We start from the raw sequence: 16,557 nt of genomic DNA on the forward strand, positions 1-16,557 counted from the left end.
CAGGGGTTTTAGTGGTGGCTCCGACCGGCGTCGATCCGGTGACCTTTCGATTTTCAGTCGAACGCTCTACCAACTGAGCTACAGAGCCGAAAGCGGATCGCTCTCACGATCCGCCTCGCGACCCTGACGGGACTTGAACCCGCGACCTCCGCCGTGACAGGGCGGCACGCTAACCAACTGCGCTACAGGGCCAAACACTTGCATTTCGGTGAACCAGATCAGCGACCGTGACCCCAACGGGATTCGAACCCGTGTTATCGCCGTGAAAGGGCGACGTCCTAGGCCGCTAAACGATGGGGCCGAGGCCTCCCGTGACCGGGCTCACCGACCGTCGAGTGTACGTGGCCCGCGCCGGAAACCCAAACGCGCCGGGGAGGTCCGGCGCGGCGCGCCGTCCCCGCACTGGGTACACGGGATCCGGGCTGCCCGGGTTTACCGTGGCAACGGCATTCTCGGGCGCTCTGGTGATCGCCCGGGTCGAATGGGGGTTCGACATGCGGATGCGGGGTAGAACTCGCGCGCTCGCGCTCGCCGTCGTGCTCACGACGGCGACCGTGGCGGGCATCGCGCTGCCTGCGCACGCCTCGTCGTACCCCTCGTGGAGCGACGTCCAGAAGGCCCGCAGCAGCGAATCCGCGAAGGCCGCCGAGGTGAAGCGGATCGAGGGGCTGCTCGCCGCGAGCCAGGCGGTCGTGCAGCGGACCGAGAAGGCCGCCGAGCAGCGGGGCGCCGAGTACCAGGCCGCCCGTGACCAGGTCGACGCCGCGAACGACCGGCTCAACACCGTCAAGGCCGAGGTCGCCGCGGACCAGAAGCGCGCGAAGGCCGCAGCCCAGCGCGCGGGCCTGCTCGCGGCGCAGCTGAGCCGCACAGGGGGCACCGACCTCGGAACCACCCTGTTCTTCTCCGCCGGATCCTCGAACGCCGACGCGTCGAGCTTCCTCAGCAAACTCGGGCGTCTCAGCAAGCTCACGCAGTCCAACGGCGCGATCGCCGACGAGGCGAAGCAGACGCAGCGCACCGCCGCCGCGACGCAGGCCCGGCTGAAGGAGGCGACGACCGTGCTCGTCGGGCTCAAGCAGAAAGCCGCCGGCGCCCTGGCCGCGGCCGTGAAGGCCAACCAGGAGGCGAACGCCGAGCTCCAGAAGGAGCAGGACGTCCAGGCCACCCTCTCCGCGCAGCTGAAGGCGCTGCAGGCGAAGTCGGCGTCCGAGTTCGCCGGCTACCAGGCCGGCGTCCGCGCCGCCCGCGCTGCGGCGGCCGCGCGTGCCGCTGCCGCTGCCGCAGCAGCTGCCGGCGGTGGTGGTGGGGGCGGCGGCGGATCGATCGCCTCGTCGGGCTGGGCGCTGCCCGCGTACGGACCCATCACCGACGGCTTCGGCTACCGGCCCGACCGTCCCGCCGGCGCGAACCCGTTCCACCGAGGCACCGACATCGGGGCCGGCTGCGGCAGCTCGATCTACGCCGCGCACTCCGGCACCGTCATCTACGCCAGCCCGCTCGGCACCTACGGCAACTTCATCGAGATCGACAACGGCGGCGGCGTCTCGACCGGCTACGCCCACATCCGACCTGGCGGCACCTTCGTGCACGTGGGGCAGCAGGTGTCCTCGGGACAGAACATCGCGTCGGTCGGCATGACCGGCGCCGCGACCGGATGCCACCTCCACTTCGAGGTGCGCATCAACGAGGTCGCCATCAACAGCGTGCCGTTCATGGCGGCTCGGGGGGTCACCATTGGGTGAGGCAGTGCGCAGGCATCACACCGCGCCCATCAGCATCGCGGTCGGGGCGGTCACGCTCACGGCCGTGACGGCCGCGTTCACGATCACGCCCGCGGTAGCGGATGAGCCCACCTACCCCAGCTGGCAGGACGTGCAGAACGCCGCGAACAACGCGACCGCGGCGAAGGCCGAGGTCGCGAAGATCACGAAGCTGATCACGTCGCTGCAGGGGTCGGCCGATGCGGCCGGACGCTCCGCCCAGATCGCCGCCGAGCGCCTGCACACGGCGCAGGCCGCCGAGGCCGCCGCGAAGCAGCAGCACGACGCGCTCGCCGCGCAGGCGGATGCAGCCGCGGCGCGCGCCCGGACGTCCCGGATGCGGGCCGGCCTCCTCGCCGCGCACCTCGCCAGGAGCACGGGCGGTGACCTGTCGACCGACCTGATGCTGAACAGCGACAGCGCGAGCGACATGCTCTACCGGCTCGCCACGATGTCGCAGCTGTCGACCCAGTCCGCGGCCATCTACAGCGCAGCCGTCGCGGATGAGAACGCCGCGAAGTCGCTCACCGCACAGGCCGACGCCGCGCAGGCCGAGCTGCAGCAGCGCGCCGACGCCGCGGCATCCGCTCTCGCGGATGCGAAGCGCACCTCCGCGGCCGCGGAGGCGGCGGTCGCTGCCCAGCAGAAGCACGCGAACGAGCTGCTCTCCCAGCTCGCCCAGCTGCAGCACACCAGCACCTCGGTCGCCGCCGCCTACGTGGCGGGCGTGCAGCGCAAGAAGGACCAGGAAGCCGCGCAGCAGCAGGCGGCAGGCGGCTCGTCCGGTGGCGGTTCGTCGCCGGGTGGGGGCGGGTCCTCGTCGGGTGGCGGTGACTCGTCCTCCGGTGGTGGCGGCTCGTCGTCGGGCGGAAGTGGCTCGTCATCCGGTGGCGGTGGCTCGTCCTCGGGCGGTGGCGGGTCCTCGTCGGGTGGCGGTGGCTCGTCCTCCGGCGGCAGCGGATCCGTGGGATCCGGCAACACATCACAGGCGGCCGGTGCCGTCGCGTTCGCCCGCGAGCAGATCGGCGACATGTACCAGTTCGCCGGCGCGGGCCCCAACGTGTGGGACTGCTCCGGGCTCACGATGCAGGCGTACGCCTCGGTCGGGCTCGGCATCGGGGGTCACTCGGCCACCGCGCAGTACGACGTCGCCCGGGCGAACGGGCAGCTCGTGCCGTACTCGCAGGCGCAGTCGGGCGACCTCGTCTTCTACACGGACGGGGGCGGCGACATGTACCACGTCGCCATCTACTCCGGCGGCGGGATGATGATCGAGGCGCCGTACGACGGCGTGCCCGTCCGCGAGGTGCCGGTGCGCGACTACCAGCGGATGCCGGTCGTGGCGCGCCCCTCCGCCTGAGTCACTGCTGCCGCTGCGTCCTCGAGACGCGCGTGCTGTCCGCACAGACAACTGTGGCTGCTGCACCGGCGGCAGTTGTCCGTGCGGACAGCAGACGCGGGGTTCAGGCTCGAGGCGGTGTCCTCGTCCGATCACCCGCGCCCCTGGTGCTAGCCGCAGGCTGCGCAAACGACGGAGAAACCGAGTCCGCGCGACCGGCTCATGCGGAACTTCGCCTCTTGCGCGCGGAAACTCCGTCGTGTGCGCAGACGACAGGAGGCAGTGGCGTCGCGCCGCCGCGTCCTCGAGACGCGCGTGCTGTCCACACGGACGACTGCGGCGGCTGCTGCGGCAACAGTTGTCCGTGCGGACGGCAGACGGTGTCGGGCGAACGGCAGAAGCGGCGCGGCCGCCGCGGTCAGCTGTGGTCGGCGCCCGCGTCGGTGAGGCGGGTGAAGCCGTCCTGGATGATCTGCTCGGCCTCCGCGGCGTCGCCCCAGCCCTCGATGTTCACGAACTTGCCCGGCTCGAGGTCCTTGTAGCGGGCGAAGAAGTGCTCGAGCTCCTTGCGGGTCTGCTCCGGCACGTCGTCGATGTCCTGGATGTGCTGCCAGCGCGGGTCCTTGTGGGGGACGGCGATGATCTTGGCGTCGGAGCCGGCCTCGTCGCTCATGTTCAGCACGGCGACGGGGCGCACCTTGACGCCGACACCGGGGAAGACCGGGTACTCGAGCAGCACGAGCGCGTCGACGGGGTCGCCGTCGAGGCCGAGGGTGTTCTCGAAGAAGCCGTAGTCGACGGGGTAGGCGAACGCGGTGAAGAGCACGCGATCCAGGTAGACGCGACCGGTGACGTGGTCGACCTCGTACTTGTTCCGGCTGCCACGGGGGATCTCGATGATGACGTCGTACTCGGCCACGGTCGTCTCTCGCCTTCCTGACGCGGCGGGGCGGGGGCGCCGCGAGCGGCCTAACGTTAGCGGATGCCCGATCGGCCCCGACTGACGCCGGCGGTCGCGGATGTGCGCCGGGCCGTCCGGGAGGCGCTGCCGGCCGTGCCCGTACGGGTGAGCGGGCCGGAGGCGCTCGTGGGGCTCTCCGGTGGCCCGGACTCGCTCGCGCTCGCGCTCGCCGCGGCGTTCGAGGGACCGCGCGCCGACCGCCGGATCGGCGCGATCGTCGTCGACCACGGCTTGCAGCCGGGATCCGCGGAGGTGGCTGCGGCAGCCGCGGCGACCGCCCGCGAGCTGGGGCTCGACCCGGTGCTCGTCGAGCGGGTCGAGGTCCGCGCCGGCGGCGGCCCCGAGGCGGCAGCACGCGCCGCACGCCGGGCGGCCTTCGAGCGTGCGCTCGCCGCGACCGGCGCGACCCGCATCCTCACGGCGCACACGCTCGACGACCAGGCCGAGACGGTGCTGCTCGGCCTCGCCCGCGGCTCCGGACCCGATGCGATCGCCGGCATGCGCGCCGACGCGCCCCCCTTCATCCGCCCGCTGCTCGGCCTGCGACGCCGCACCACCGTGCAGGCCTGCGCCGACCAGCGGCGCACCGCATGGACGGATCCGCACAACGCGGACCGTCGCTACACGCGCGTGAAGGTGCGCCTCGACGCCCTGCCGGCGCTGGAGGACGCCCTCGGGCCAGGGGTCGCCGAGGCGCTCGCCCGCACCGCCGCCCAGGTGCAGGAGGACGCCGCCGCGCTCGATGCGCTCGCCGAGGAGCAGGCGCCGGAGCTCGCGGAGCTGGCGGAGGGCGGCATCGCCCTGCCGGTCGACGCGCTCGCCGCGAACCCGCCCGCGCTCGTGCAGCGCCTCGTGCGTCTCGCGGTCGAGCACGAGTTCGGCCGCACCCTCACCCGAGCCCAGACGCTCGAGGTCGCGCGGCTCGTGACCGACTGGCACGGGCAGGGGCCGCTCCATCTGCCCGGCGTTAGGGTGGTCCGCGCCGGCGGCCGGATCGAGTTCACGGCCGCCTGAGGGGGAGGGCCGCGTGCAGCCGAGCGACGTCGAAGGCGACCTGGCGGGGGTGCTGTACAGCGAGCAGCAGATCGCCGACCGGATCGCGGAGCTGTGCCGCGAGATCGAGGCCGACGCCCGCGCATCCGACGACGGCCGCCCGCTGCTGCTCGTCGGGGTGCTCAAGGGCGCCGTCATGGTGATGGCCGATCTGGCCCGCGAGCTCGCGATCCCCGTCGAGATGGACTGGATGGCCGTCAGCTCATACGGATCCAGCACCCGCTCGTCCGGCGTCGTGCGGATCCTCAAGGACCTCGACACCGAGCTCGCCGGGCGCCGGGTCCTCATCGTGGAGGACATCATCGACTCGGGGCTCACGCTCTCGTGGCTCGTCGAGAACCTCCGCTCCCGGGGCCCCGCGTCCGTCGAGGTCTGCGCGCTGCTCCGCAAGCCGGAGGCGCAGCGCATCGCCGTCGATGTGCAGTACTGCGGATTCGACATCCCGAACGAATTCGTCGTCGGATACGGACTCGATTACGCGGAGCGCTACCGCAACCTGCGGGCGATCGCGGTGCTCGCGCCGCACGTCTACACCTGAAACGGGTGACGAGGGCGGCCCGGACGACCCCGCTCCCTGTGCAGCACCCATGTGGTGGCCCTGGACCCGAAATGGGGCCTCCCCCCAGAGCGAACAGGCGTCCAACGGGCGAATGAGGGGCGTTACCCTATCCCCACTATGGACTTCAAGCGCATCTTCCGCGGTCCGCTCCTCTATATCGTGATCGCGGTCATCGTGGTGTGGGTCGGCTCCAGCCTGCTCACCGGCTCGGGCTTCCGTCAGGTCTCCACGCAGGAGGGCCTCAAGGACCTCAGCAGCGGTCAGGTGCAGATGGCGAAGATCGTCGACACCGACCAGCGCGTGGACCTGACGCTGAAGCCGACCGCCGCCGGCGCCGCCCCGAAGCAGGTGCAGTTCTACTACGTGGCACCGCGCGGCCAGGAGATCGTCAACGCGGTCAACAGCGCCTACTCCTCCGGCAAGCTCGCGCAGTTCAACGACGAGGTGCCGCAGCCCAGCTGGCTGCTGTCGGTCGCGACGTTCCTCGTGCCGATCCTGCTGCTCGGCCTCTTCTTCTGGTTCATCATGTCCGGCATGCAGGGTGGCGGGAACCGCGTCATGCAGTTCGGCAAGTCCCGCGCGAAGCTCGTGTCGAAGGAGACCCCCAAGGTCACGTTCAACGACGTGGCGGGCGCCGACGAGGCCATCGAGGAGCTCGGTGAGATCAAGGACTTCCTGAAGGAGCCGGCGAAGTTCCAGGCCGTCGGCGCGCGCATCCCGAAGGGCGTGCTGCTCTACGGCCCTCCGGGAACCGGCAAGACCCTGCTCGCCCGCGCCGTCGCGGGTGAGGCGGGCGTGCCCTTCTACTCGATCTCCGGATCCGACTTCGTCGAGATGTTCGTCGGCGTCGGCGCGAGCCGCGTGCGCGACCTCTTCGACCAGGCGAAGCAGAACGCGCCGGCGATCATCTTCGTCGACGAGATCGACGCGGTCGGCCGCCACCGCGGTGCCGGCCTCGGCGGTGGGCACGACGAGCGCGAGCAGACCCTCAACCAGCTGCTGGTCGAGATGGACGGCTTCGACGTCAAGACGAACGTCATCCTGATCGCCGCGACGAACCGCCCCGACATCCTCGACCCCGCGCTGCTGCGTCCGGGCCGCTTCGACCGCCAGATCGGCGTCGACGCCCCCGACCTGAACGGCCGTCGTCAGATCCTGACCGTCCACTCCAAGGGCAAGCCGCTCGCGGCCGGTGTCGACCTCGAGGTGCTGGCCCGCAAGACGCCGGGCTTCACCGGCGCCGACCTCGCGAACGTGCTCAACGAGGCCGCGCTGCTCACGGCGCGCAGCAACGCCCAGCTGATCGACAACCGGGCCCTCGACGAGGCCGTGGACCGCGTCATCGCGGGCCCGCAGCGCCGCAGCCGCGTCATGAAGGACCAGGAGAAGCTGATCACCGCGTACCACGAGGGTGGTCACGCGCTCGTCGCGGCGTCGCTGAACCACACCGACCCGGTCACGAAGGTGACGATCCTGCCGCGCGGCCGCGCCCTCGGCTACACGATGGTGCTGCCCCTCGAGGACAAGTACTCGATCACCCGCAACGAGCTGCTCGACCAGCTCGCCTACGCGATGGGTGGCCGCGTCTCGGAGGAGATCGTCTTCCACGACCCCACCTCCGGCGCCTCGAACGACATCGAGAAGGCCACCGACACCGCCCGCCGCATGGTCACCGAGTTCGGCATGAGCGCCGCGATCGGGTCCGTGAAGCTCGGTGCCTCGTCCGGCGAGATGTTCCTCGGCCGCGACATGGGTCACGGCCGCGACTACTCCGACGAGCTCGCCCAGCAGGTGGACAAGGAGGTGCGCACCCTCATCGAGACGGCGCACGACGAGGCCTACCAGCTGATCATCGAGAACCGTGCGGTGCTCGACCGGCTCGCCACGGCGCTCCTCGAGAAGGAGACGCTCGACCAGAACGAGCTCGCGGACATCTTCAAGGACGTGAAGAAGCTGCCGCCGCGGCCCCAGTGGCTCTCGAGCGACAAGCGGCCGGTCTCCGACCTGCCCGCGGTCGCGATCCCGAGCGCGAAGGCCCCGATCGACGCCGGTGCGGTCGACGGCGGCATCGACTCCGACGGCGGCGCCGAGCCCAAGCGCAAGCGCGCTCCGCGGATCAAGCCGCGGCCGGCGACCGCTTGACGCATCGCCACGAGCGGCCGGTTCCTCGATCCCCACGGGGTGCCGGAACCGGCCGATCGTCGGCGCAACCGGGAGGATAGGGCTGTGCGACGCACGAGCACTCCGCTGATCCTCGCCCTGGTCATGGCCGGCGCTGTCGTCGGCTGGCTCGGGCAGCTGGCCCTGGCTGCCAGCAGCGCACCGACCCTCACGCCGCCGGTCACGCTCATCGTGGCCCTCTTCGCGATCGCGGCGATCGTGATCGGGCTCGGCTGGCCGATCCGCCAGGTCGTGCGCGGCAAGCGCAGGCGCCCGGTCGACCCGTTCTTCGCGATGCGCGTCCTGGTGTTCGCGAAGGCCACGAGCCTCACCGGCGCTCTGCTCACCGGCGCCGGCATCGGCCTCACCGTCTACAACATGAGCCGGCTGGCCGCGCCGGTGCTGCCGGGTCTCTGGTACGACCTGCTGACCCTCGCGGGCGCCGCCGGGATGCTCGTCGCGGGCCTCGTCGTCGAGACCTGGTGCCGCATCCCGCCCGAGGACCACGAGACGGTGACCGCCCGGGCGGTGGAGCGCCGATGACGCGCGCGCGCCGCACCGGGCTCGACGCCGGAATCGACGGCTGGCAGCGGGTCTCGGGCAAGCTGATCGGCGTCGAGCTCGCGAACGCGCTCGCCGGCGGCCTCATCGGCGCCGCGCTCGGCACCGTCCTCGTCTTCGCGTTCGCGCCCCTCGGCTGGAGCGTGATCGGCGTCGTCGTGATCGTCACCGGGATCCGGATGATCCTCGCGCCCCGTCGCGTGCGGTCCATCGGCTACGTGCTGCGCGACGACGACCTCGTCTTCCGGCGCGGCATCCTCTTCTCCCGCCTCGTCGCCGTGCCCTACGGCCGGATGCAGCTGGTCGACGTGAACCGCGGACCGGTCGCCCGCCTGCTCGGCCTCGCCGAGCTGCGGTTCGTCACCGCGGCGGCGACCTCGGACGTCACCATCCGGGGCCTGCCCGAGCCGACCGCCGCCCGCCTTCGCGACCAGCTGGTCGAGGCGGCCGAGGAACGGCGCGTGGGACTCTGAGCGACGAACCGGTGGCGCCACCGGCCCCCGTGGCCGGCGGGCAGTACCTCGACGGCGCCTGGCACCACCTGCATCCGGCCACCCCGCTGCTGCGGGGCGGCATCGGCCTCGTCGCCGTGCTCGTCTGGATCGGGAGCAACCTCCGCGAGCGGATCCTCGGCTTCGTGTTCCGGCTGCCCGACACCGGCGGCGACCCGATCGACGAGCTGCAGCGGCACCACCTCATCGGCATCGCGGCGCTGGTCGTCGCCGGCGTGCTCCTCGTCGGCGTCGGCCTGTTCTGGGTGGCGTGGCGAGCGAGCGACTTCCGCATCGACCGCGACTCCGTCACCGTCCGCCGCGGGGTGCTGCTGCGCACCACCCGCACGGCCAAGCTCGATCGCATCCAGGGCATCACGATCTCACGTCCGTTCTTCGCCCGGCTCGTCGGCGCCGCCCGGATGGAGATGGACGTCGCCGGACACGACGCGAACGTGCGCCTCGAGTACCTCTCGAACGGCGCCGCCGAGGAGCTTCGGCACGACGTGCTGCGGCTCGCGTCCGGACGGCGCCAGGCCGAGGGCGTCCCCGAGGTCGCCGACGCGACCGCGGACGGCCCGACCGTCCTCGCCATCACCCCGGGGCGCGCGGTCGGCTCCGTGGTGCTCAGCGAGACGACGGTGATCTTCGTGCTCATCGCCGCCGTGATCATCCCCGGCATGAGCGCGCTCGGAGCCGGGCCAGCCGCCGTCGTCGCGCTCGGCCCGATGCTCATCGCCGCGTTCACCGTGGCGGGTCGCCGGATCGGGCGGAACCTGCGCTTCCGGGTGGTCGCGACCGACGACGGCGTGCGGATCGGCGCCGGCATCCTCAGCACCAGCAACGAGGCGGTTCCGCCAGGACGCATCCACGCGGTGCGGATCGAGCAGCCGCTGCTCTGGCGCGCATCCGGCTGGTGGCGGGTCTCCGTCAACCGCGCGGGCCGGATCGCCGGGCGGCGCAACAACGAGCTGGAGCGGTCCATCGCCCCCGTGGCGACCTACGCCGAGGTGCTCGCGCTGCTGCCGCACCTCGTGCCGGCCCTCAGCAGCGGCGGGGCGGCCGTGGAGGCGGGCTTGATCGGCACCGGCCGCGTGGAGGACTTCACGCCGGCGCCGAGACGCGCGCGGCTGCTGCGGCCGATCGCCTGGCGCCGCACCGGCTTCCTCGTGACCCACGACGCCGTGCTGCTGCGCGGCGGGTTCCTCCGGCGGCACCTCACGATCGTGCCGATCGCCCGCATCCAGTCCGTCGCGCTGCGGCAGGGGCCCGCAGAGCGGTTCATCGACATCGCCCGGATCGAGCCGCATGTCGTGACGGGCGTCGTGCATCCCCGGCTCGGCCTCATCGACCGCGCGACCGCCGAGGCCCTCTTCACGGACCTCGCGGTGCTCGGGCGTTCAGCACGGTCCGCGGACGTCTCGCACCGGTGGGCGGCGACGCCGGAGGAGGCCCAGGCGTGACCGCCGCGGGCCGGCTCGGCGTCGGGATCGTCGGCGCCGGACGGGTGGGACCGGTGCTGGGAGCTGCGCTGGCCGGCACCGGCCACGCGATCGTCGGGGTCGCGACCGTCTCCGACGCCGGCCGCGAGCGGGCCGAGGCCCTGCTGCCCGGCGCCCCGCGCCTCGACGTCCGCACCCTCGTCGAACGCAGCGAGCTGGTGCTGCTCGCCGTGCCGGAGGAGGAGCTGGCCGGCCTCGTCGCGGGACTGGCGGAGGTGGGGGCGTGGCTGCCCGGCCAGCTCGTCGTCCACACCGCCCCGGGGGCCGGCGTCGGCGTGCTCGCTCCGGCGGCCGCTGCCGGGGCCATCCCGCTCGCGCTGAACCCCGCCATGGCGTTCACCGGCACGAGCATGGACCTCGCCCGGCTGCAGTCGGCGTACTGCGCCGTCACCGCATCGGGGCCGGTGCTGCCGATCGGCCTGGCGCTCGCGGTCGAGATGGGCTGCGAGCCCGTCGTGATCGCGGAGGCGGACCGGCCCGCCTGGGCCGCCGCGCTCAGCTCCGTCGTCGAGCCGATGGCTACGGTGGTGCGGTCGTCCGCGGCCCTGCTGCGTGAGATCGGCATCGAGTCACCCGACCGCGTGCTCGGGCCCGTGGCCCGGTCCGGCCTGGAACGGGCGCTCGCCGCCGCGGTCGCACCGGCACCGCCGCCCCTCCTCGATCCGGAGCCCGAATGAGCCTCACCACCGTCGCCGCCGTCGCGGACACCCGCGCGGCCGTCGCCGCCCTGCGGGGCGAGGAGCGCCGGGTCGCGCTCGTGCCGACGATGGGCGCGTTGCACGACGGGCACCTGGCGCTCGTCGCCCGTGCGCACGAGGTCGCGGATGCGGTCGTCGCGTCGGTGTTCGTGAACCCCCTCCAGTTCGGGCCCGCGGAGGACTTCGATCGCTACCCCCGGACGCTCGCTGCCGATGCCGCGGCGCTCGAGGCCGCGGGTGTCGACCTGCTCTTCGCGCCGTCGGTCGCCGACATGTATCCGGAGGGCGGCACGCAGGTCACGGTGTCCGCGGGGCCGGTCGGGTCGGTGCTCGAGGGGAGCGTGCGGCCCGGCCACTTCGACGGGATGCTCACCGTCGTGGCGAAGCTGCTGCACATCGTCGCGCCGGACGTCGTGCTGTTCGGCCGCAAGGATGCGCAGCAGGTGTACCTCGTGCGGCGGATGATCACCGATCTCGACCTGCCCGTCGCGGTGGAGGTCGTGCCGACCGTCCGCGAGGCCGACGGGCTGGCCCGCTCCAGTCGCAACCGCTACCTGTCCGAGGCGGACCGGGTGCGGGCCCTCGCGCTGTCCGCCGCGCTCACGGCGGCCGCCGCCGCGGCCGACCACGGCGTCGACGACGCGCTCGCGGCGGCGCGGGCGGTACTCGACACCGTCGACGGCGTCGCGCTCGACTACCTCGTCGCGGTGGATCCCGTCACGTTCCAGCCCGTCGACGACCGGTATCGTGGCCCCGCCCTCGTGCTCGTCGCCGCGCGGGTGGGCGGCACCCGGCTGATCGACAACGAGCTCGTCTCCCTCGGCTGAGCCGTCCGACCGCGACAGCCGAAGTCCGCCGCACCACCGGGAGCCCCGTGACCGACGACACCGCCGAGTCGGACCGCATCGAGCAGCGCGAGGTGCGTCTCGCCAAGCGCAAGCGCCTCCTCGAGCAGGGCGTCGAGGCCTACCCGGTGGGCGTGCCGATCACGACGACGATCGCCGAGCTCCGCGAGCGCTTCTCCGATCTCGAGGCCGACGTTGCGACGGGGGAGCGTGCCGCGGTCGCCGGGCGGATCGTGCACCTCCGGAACACCGGCAAGCTCTGCTTCGCGGCGCTGCAGGCCGGCGACGGCAGCCGCATCCAGGCGATGGTCGCGCTCGACGCGGTGGGCGAGGAGTCCCTCGCCGAGTTCAAGTCGCTCGTCGACCTCGGCGACCAGCTGTTCGTCGCCGGCGAGGTGATCACCTCCCGCCGCGGCGAGCTGTCGATCCGCGCCGACGACTGGCGGATCGCGTCGAAGGCGCTGCTGCCGCTGCCGAACCTGCACACCGAGCTCTCCGAGGAGACCCGGGTGCGCAGCCGCTACCTCGACCTCATCGCGCGCCCGGACGCCCGGCGGATGGTCTTCGCCCGGGCGGCCGCCGTCGCCTCCCTCCGCTCGACGTTCGCGAAGCGCGGCTACATCGAGCTCGAGACGCCCATGCTGCAGACGCAGCAGGGCGGCGCATCCGCCCGGCCGTTCCGCACGGCCTCGCACGCCTACGACACCGACCTGTACCTGCGGATCGCGCCCGAGCTGTTCCTGAAGCGCGCGGCGGTGGGCGGCCTCGAGCGGATCTTCGAGATCAACCGCAACTTCCGGGACGAGAACCCGGATGCGACGCACTCGCCCGAGTTCGCCATGCTCGAGGCGTACGAGGCGTTCTCCGACTACCGGGGCATGGCGGACCTCACGCAGGAGCTCGTGCAGCAGGCGGCGATCGCCGCGGGCGGCTCGGCGGAGGTCACCTGGTTCGACGGCACGCGCTTCGACGTCGGCGGCGACTGGGACCGGATCAGCATGTACCCGTCGCTCAGCGAGGCGGCCGGCATCGAGATCACGCCGCAGACGCCGCTCGCCGAGCTGGTGGCGCTGACCGACCGGCTCGAGATCGAGGTGCCGCACCCCATCCGCGGCAAGTACGTCGAGGAGCTGTGGGAGCACTTCGTGAAGGGGAGCCTCGAGCGGCCGACCTTCGTGATGGACTTCCCGGTCGACACCTCGCCGCTGGTCCGCGACCACCGCACGATCCCGGGCGTCGTGGAGAAGTGGGACCTCTACGTGCACGGCTTCGAGCTGGCGACCGGTTACTCCGAGCTCGCGGACCCGGTGATCCAGCGGCATCGCTTCGTCGAGCAGGCGGCGCTCGGTGCGACGGGCGACCCCGAGGCCATGCGGATCGACGAGGACTTCCTGCGCGCGCTCGAGTTCGGCATGCCGCCGACCGGGGGGATGGGGATGGGCATCGACCGGCTGCTCATGGTGCTGACGGGCGAGACCATCCGCGAGACGATCCTCTTCCCGCTCGTCAAGTAGCGCCCGGGCGGTTCCGGCCCGCACGAGCGGGCGCGCCCGCCCGGATCGGCCGGAACGTGGTCCTCCGCGCCCGCGCCGCCGCGGCATCGGGCGCGCGTACGCTGAAGCCATGGGAGCAGGTGGCTGGAACGACGGCCTGTGGGCGATCGTGCCCACGATCGCCATGTGCATCCTCTTCTGGTTCGTGATGCGGGCGATCCTCCGCGCGGACCGCACCGAGCGCGCCGCCCAGGCCAGGTACGAGGCCGAGCTCGACGCGCGGGCCGCCGCCGAGGCCCGCCCATCCGCACCGTCGTCGAGCGACCCCACCCGCTGAGTCCCGGCTCCGACCGGTCCGCCGCGGCCCTAAGCCTCCGGCGAACACCGGCAGAGTGCGGCGGACCCCCTGGTTACCCTTCTTACCAACGCGCGACGGGTCGTCCGTCGCCGCGTGCGAACCTCGTCGGATCTGCGAACGATCCGGCGTCAACGAGGAGCTGATCATGTTCGAGCGCTTCACCGATCGAGCCCGCAGAGTCGTCGTCCTGGCCCAGGAAGAGGCCAAGATGCTCAACCACAACTACATCGGCACGGAGCACATCCTGCTCGGCCTCATCCACGAGGGTGAGGGCGTGGCCGCGAAGGCCCTCGAGTCGCTCGGCATCTCGCTCGACGCGGTGCGCGAGCAGGTCCAGGACATCATCGGCCAGGGCCAGCAGCAGCCGACCGGGCACATCCCCTTCACGCCCCGCGCCAAGAAGGTGCTCGAGCTGTCCCTGCGCGAGGCGCTGCAGCTCGGCCACAACTACATCGGCACGGAGCACATCCTGCTCGGCCTGATCCGCGAGGGCGAGGGCGTCGCCGCCCAGGTGCTCGTGAAGCTCGGGGCCGACCTCAACCGGGTCCGCCAGCAGGTCATCCAGCTGCTCTCCGGCTACCAGGGCAAGGAGCAGGTCGCCGTCGGCGGCGAGGCGCAGCAGGCCCAGCAGGGCTCGCAGATCCTCGACCAGTTCGGCCGCAACCTCACCCAGGCGGCGCGCGACGGCAAGCTCGACCCGGTCATCGGGCGCGAGAAGGAGATCGAGCGCGTGATGCAGATCCTGTCGCGCCGCTCCAAGAACAACCCCGTCCTCATCGGGGAGCCGGGCGTCGGCAAGACCGCCGTCGTCGAGGGCCTCGCCCAGGCGATCGTCCGCGGCGACGTGCCGGAGACGCTGAAGGACAAGCAGCTCTACACGCTCGACCTCGGCAGCCTGATCGCCGGCTCCCGCTACCGCGGCGACTTCGAGGAGCGCCTCAAGAAGGTCACCAAGGAGATCCGCACCCGCGGCGACATCATCACCTTCATCGACGAGATCCACACCCTCGTCGGTGCCGGCGCTGCCGAGGGCGCGATCGACGCGGCCAGCATCCTGAAGCCGCTGCTCGCCCGCGGCGAGCTGCAGACCATCGGCGCGACCACGCTCGACGAGTACCGCAAGCACTTCGAGAAGGACGCGGCGCTCGAGCGCCGCTTCCAGCCGATCCAGGTGCAGGAGCCCAACCTGCCCCACACGATCAACATCCTCAAGGGGCTCCGCGACCGGTACGAGGCGCACCACAAGGTGTCCATCACCGACGGCGCCATCGTCGCCGCGGCGAACCTCGCCGACCGCTACATCTCGGACCGCTTCCTGCCCGACAAGGCCATCGACCTGATCGACGAGGCGGGCGCACGCCTGCGCCTGTCGATCCTCTCGGCCCCGCCCGAGCTGCGCGAGTTCGACGAGAAGATCGCCCTCGTGCGTGCCGCCAAGGAGGCCGCGATCGAGGACCAGGACTTCGAGAAGGCCGCCGGCCTCCGCGACGAGGAGAAGAACCTCCTCGGTGAGCGCCTGCGCCTCGAGAAGCAGTGGCGCTCCGGTGACGTGAAGACCACGGCCGAGGTCGACGAGGGCCTGATCGCCGAGGTGCTCGCGCAGGCCACCGGCATCCCGGTGTTCAAGCTCACCGAGGAGGAGTCGAGCCGGCTCATCTTCATGGAGAAGGCGCTGCACGAGCGGGTCATCGGTCAGGAGGAGGCCATCTCGGTCCTCGCCAAGACGATCCGCCGCACCCGCGCCGGCCTGAAGGACCCGAAGCGACCCTCCGGCTCGTTCATCTTCGCCGGCCCCACCGGCGTCGGAAAGACCGAGCTGGCCAAGGCGCTCGCGGAGTTCCTCTTCGACGACGAGAACGCGCTCATCTCGCTCGACATGAGTGAGTACGGCGAGAAGCACACCGTTTCGCGGCTGTTCGGTGCCCCTCCCGGGTTCGTCGGCTTCGAGGAGGGCGGGCAGCTCACGGAGAAGGTGCGGCGCAAGCCGTTCAGCGTGGTGCTCTTCGACGAGATCGAGAAGGCGCACCCCGACATCTTCAACTCGCTGCTGCAGATCCTCGAGGAAGGCCGCCTCACCGACGGTCAGGGCCGCGTGGTCGACTTCAAGAACACCGTCATCATCATGACGACGAACCTCGGCACGCGTGACATCGCGGGTGGGCCGGTCGGCTTCGTCGCAGAGGGGGACACCGCGACCGGCTACGACCGGATGCGCGCCAAGGTGGTCGAGGAGCTGAAGCGGCACTTCAAGCCGGAGTTCCTGAACCGCGTCGACGAGACGATCGTCTTCCCGCAGCTCACCAAGCCCGAGCTGCTGCAGATCGTCGACCTCTTCGTCAAGCGGCTCAGCGATCGGATGCTCGACCGCGACATGACGGTGGAGCTGACGGTCCCGGCCAAGGAGCGCCTCATCGAGATCGGGTTCGACCCGGCCCTCGGTGCCCGGCCGCTGCGCCGCGCGGTGCAGCACGAGGTGGAGGACAAGCTCAGCGAGCGGATCCTGCACGGCGAGCTGAACGCCGGTGAGCACGTGCTCGTCGACTTCAAGGACGGCGAGTTCGTGTTCACGACCGGCAAGCGCGGCGAGCTCGTCGCCGCCGCCGCAGGTGAGATCACGACCGGCGAGTAGTTCTCCGCACGGTCCCGGACGGGGCGCTCCGCAGCACGCGGGGCGCCCCGTTCGCCGTTCTCGGAGGTCCCATCCAGCCGGAATTCGGCGTCCGGTCAGGAGAAGCGCCGGAGGGCTTCGTACCGTCCTCACAGGGGACGCTCCA

General features: G+C 71.8%; 14 protein-coding genes and 3 tRNA genes. 13 read left to right on the plus strand and 4 right to left on the minus strand.

Annotated features, from left to right (window positions below):
• Positions 1 to 12: 12 nt before the first annotated feature.
• From VIG76_RS03600 to VIG76_RS03610, 3 genes are all read right to left on the minus strand, one after another.
• Positions 13 to 88 (minus strand) — tRNA-Phe (locus VIG76_RS03600).
• Positions 89 to 118: 30 nt separating this feature from the next.
• Positions 119 to 192 (minus strand) — tRNA-Asp (locus VIG76_RS03605).
• Between the two features lie 36 nt (positions 193 to 228).
• Positions 229 to 301, minus strand: a tRNA-Glu gene (locus VIG76_RS03610).
• A gap of 136 nt (positions 302 to 437) precedes the next feature.
• Between VIG76_RS03610 and VIG76_RS03615 the strand changes: the two genes are divergently transcribed.
• Both VIG76_RS03615 and VIG76_RS03620 read left to right on the plus strand, forming a co-directional pair.
• Positions 438 to 1,745: a peptidoglycan DD-metalloendopeptidase family protein gene (locus VIG76_RS03615; RefSeq protein ID WP_331951133.1), complete on the plus strand. Its 1,308-nt coding sequence runs from the start codon at positions 438 to 440 to the stop codon at positions 1,743 to 1,745.
• Positions 1,746 to 1,749: 4 nt separating this feature from the next.
• A complete protein-coding gene (locus VIG76_RS03620) occupies positions 1,750 to 3,123 on the plus strand; it encodes a C40 family peptidase (protein ID WP_331951135.1) in 1,374 nt (457 codons plus the stop codon).
• A 397-nt stretch (positions 3,124 to 3,520) separates the two neighbouring features.
• Here VIG76_RS03620 and VIG76_RS03625 read toward each other — a convergent pair whose 3' ends face one another.
• Positions 3,521 to 4,021 (minus strand): inorganic diphosphatase, encoded by a 501-nt coding sequence (locus tag VIG76_RS03625; RefSeq protein ID WP_331951137.1) that lies wholly within the window; start codon positions 4,019 to 4,021, stop codon positions 3,521 to 3,523.
• Positions 4,022 to 4,084: 63 nt separating this feature from the next.
• Here VIG76_RS03625 and tilS point away from each other — a divergent pair, with 63 nt between their 5' ends.
• From tilS to VIG76_RS03680, 11 genes are all read left to right on the plus strand, one after another.
• Positions 4,085 to 5,077 carry a tRNA lysidine(34) synthetase TilS gene (tilS, locus tag VIG76_RS03630; RefSeq protein ID WP_331951139.1) on the plus strand — a complete coding sequence of 331 codons (993 nt, stop codon included), beginning with the start codon at positions 4,085 to 4,087 and terminating at the stop codon, positions 5,075 to 5,077.
• Positions 5,078 to 5,090: 13 nt separating this feature from the next.
• Positions 5,091 to 5,654, plus strand: coding sequence for a hypoxanthine phosphoribosyltransferase (gene hpt, locus VIG76_RS03635; protein WP_331951141.1), 564 nt, complete (start codon positions 5,091 to 5,093; stop codon positions 5,652 to 5,654).
• A 138-nt stretch (positions 5,655 to 5,792) separates the two neighbouring features.
• Positions 5,793 to 7,817 (plus strand): ATP-dependent zinc metalloprotease FtsH, encoded by a 2,025-nt coding sequence (gene ftsH, locus VIG76_RS03640; protein ID WP_331951143.1) that lies wholly within the window; start codon positions 5,793 to 5,795, stop codon positions 7,815 to 7,817.
• A gap of 84 nt (positions 7,818 to 7,901) precedes the next feature.
• Positions 7,902 to 8,378, plus strand: a complete 477-nt coding sequence (locus VIG76_RS03645; RefSeq protein WP_331951145.1) for a DUF3180 domain-containing protein — start codon at positions 7,902 to 7,904, stop codon at positions 8,376 to 8,378.
• A complete protein-coding gene (locus VIG76_RS03650) occupies positions 8,375 to 8,869 on the plus strand; it encodes a PH domain-containing protein (RefSeq protein WP_331951147.1) in 495 nt (164 codons plus the stop codon). Before VIG76_RS03645 ends, VIG76_RS03650 begins: the two co-directional genes overlap by 4 nt.
• A gap of 11 nt (positions 8,870 to 8,880) precedes the next feature.
• Positions 8,881 to 10,350: a PH domain-containing protein gene (locus tag VIG76_RS03655; RefSeq protein WP_331951150.1), complete on the plus strand. Its 1,470-nt coding sequence runs from the start codon at positions 8,881 to 8,883 to the stop codon at positions 10,348 to 10,350.
• Positions 10,347 to 11,066 carry a DUF2520 domain-containing protein gene (locus tag VIG76_RS03660; RefSeq protein ID WP_331951152.1) on the plus strand — a complete coding sequence of 240 codons (720 nt, stop codon included), beginning with the start codon at positions 10,347 to 10,349 and terminating at the stop codon, positions 11,064 to 11,066. The genes VIG76_RS03655 and VIG76_RS03660 overlap by 4 nt, the downstream gene beginning before the upstream one ends.
• Complete coding sequence (gene panC, locus VIG76_RS03665; RefSeq protein ID WP_331951154.1) at positions 11,063 to 11,914, plus strand: pantoate--beta-alanine ligase; 852 nt, start codon at positions 11,063 to 11,065, stop codon at positions 11,912 to 11,914. Before VIG76_RS03660 ends, panC begins: the two co-directional genes overlap by 4 nt.
• A gap of 47 nt (positions 11,915 to 11,961) precedes the next feature.
• Complete coding sequence (gene lysS / locus VIG76_RS03670) at positions 11,962 to 13,446, plus strand: lysine--tRNA ligase (RefSeq protein WP_331951156.1); 1,485 nt, start codon at positions 11,962 to 11,964, stop codon at positions 13,444 to 13,446.
• Positions 13,447 to 13,555: 109 nt separating this feature from the next.
• On the plus strand, positions 13,556 to 13,762 hold the full coding sequence (locus VIG76_RS03675) for a hypothetical protein (RefSeq protein WP_331951158.1): 207 nt from the start codon (positions 13,556 to 13,558) through the stop codon (positions 13,760 to 13,762).
• A 166-nt stretch (positions 13,763 to 13,928) separates the two neighbouring features.
• Positions 13,929 to 16,412, plus strand: coding sequence for an ATP-dependent Clp protease ATP-binding subunit (locus tag VIG76_RS03680; protein ID WP_331951160.1), 2,484 nt, complete (start codon positions 13,929 to 13,931; stop codon positions 16,410 to 16,412).
• Positions 16,413 to 16,557: the final 145 nt, after the last annotated feature.

The sequence above is a fragment of the Amnibacterium sp. genome (genome assembly GCF_036559085.1).
GTDB lineage: Bacteria > Actinomycetota > Actinomycetes > Actinomycetales > Microbacteriaceae > Amnibacterium.

Coding starts and splice junctions, on each gene's coding strand:
- VIG76_RS03680 (WP_331951160.1), top strand. CDS start 13,929: ATGTTCGAGCGCTTCACCGATCGAGCCCGCAGAGTCGTCGTCCTGGCC.
- tilS (WP_331951139.1), top strand. CDS start 4,085: ATGCCCGATCGGCCCCGACTGACGCCGGCGGTCGCGGATGTGCGCCGG.
- ftsH (WP_331951143.1), top strand. CDS start 5,793: ATGGACTTCAAGCGCATCTTCCGCGGTCCGCTCCTCTATATCGTGATC.
- VIG76_RS03650 (WP_331951147.1), top strand. CDS start 8,375: ATGACGCGCGCGCGCCGCACCGGGCTCGACGCCGGAATCGACGGCTGG.
- VIG76_RS03675 (WP_331951158.1), top strand. CDS start 13,556: ATGGGAGCAGGTGGCTGGAACGACGGCCTGTGGGCGATCGTGCCCACG.
- panC (WP_331951154.1), top strand. CDS start 11,063: ATGAGCCTCACCACCGTCGCCGCCGTCGCGGACACCCGCGCGGCCGTC.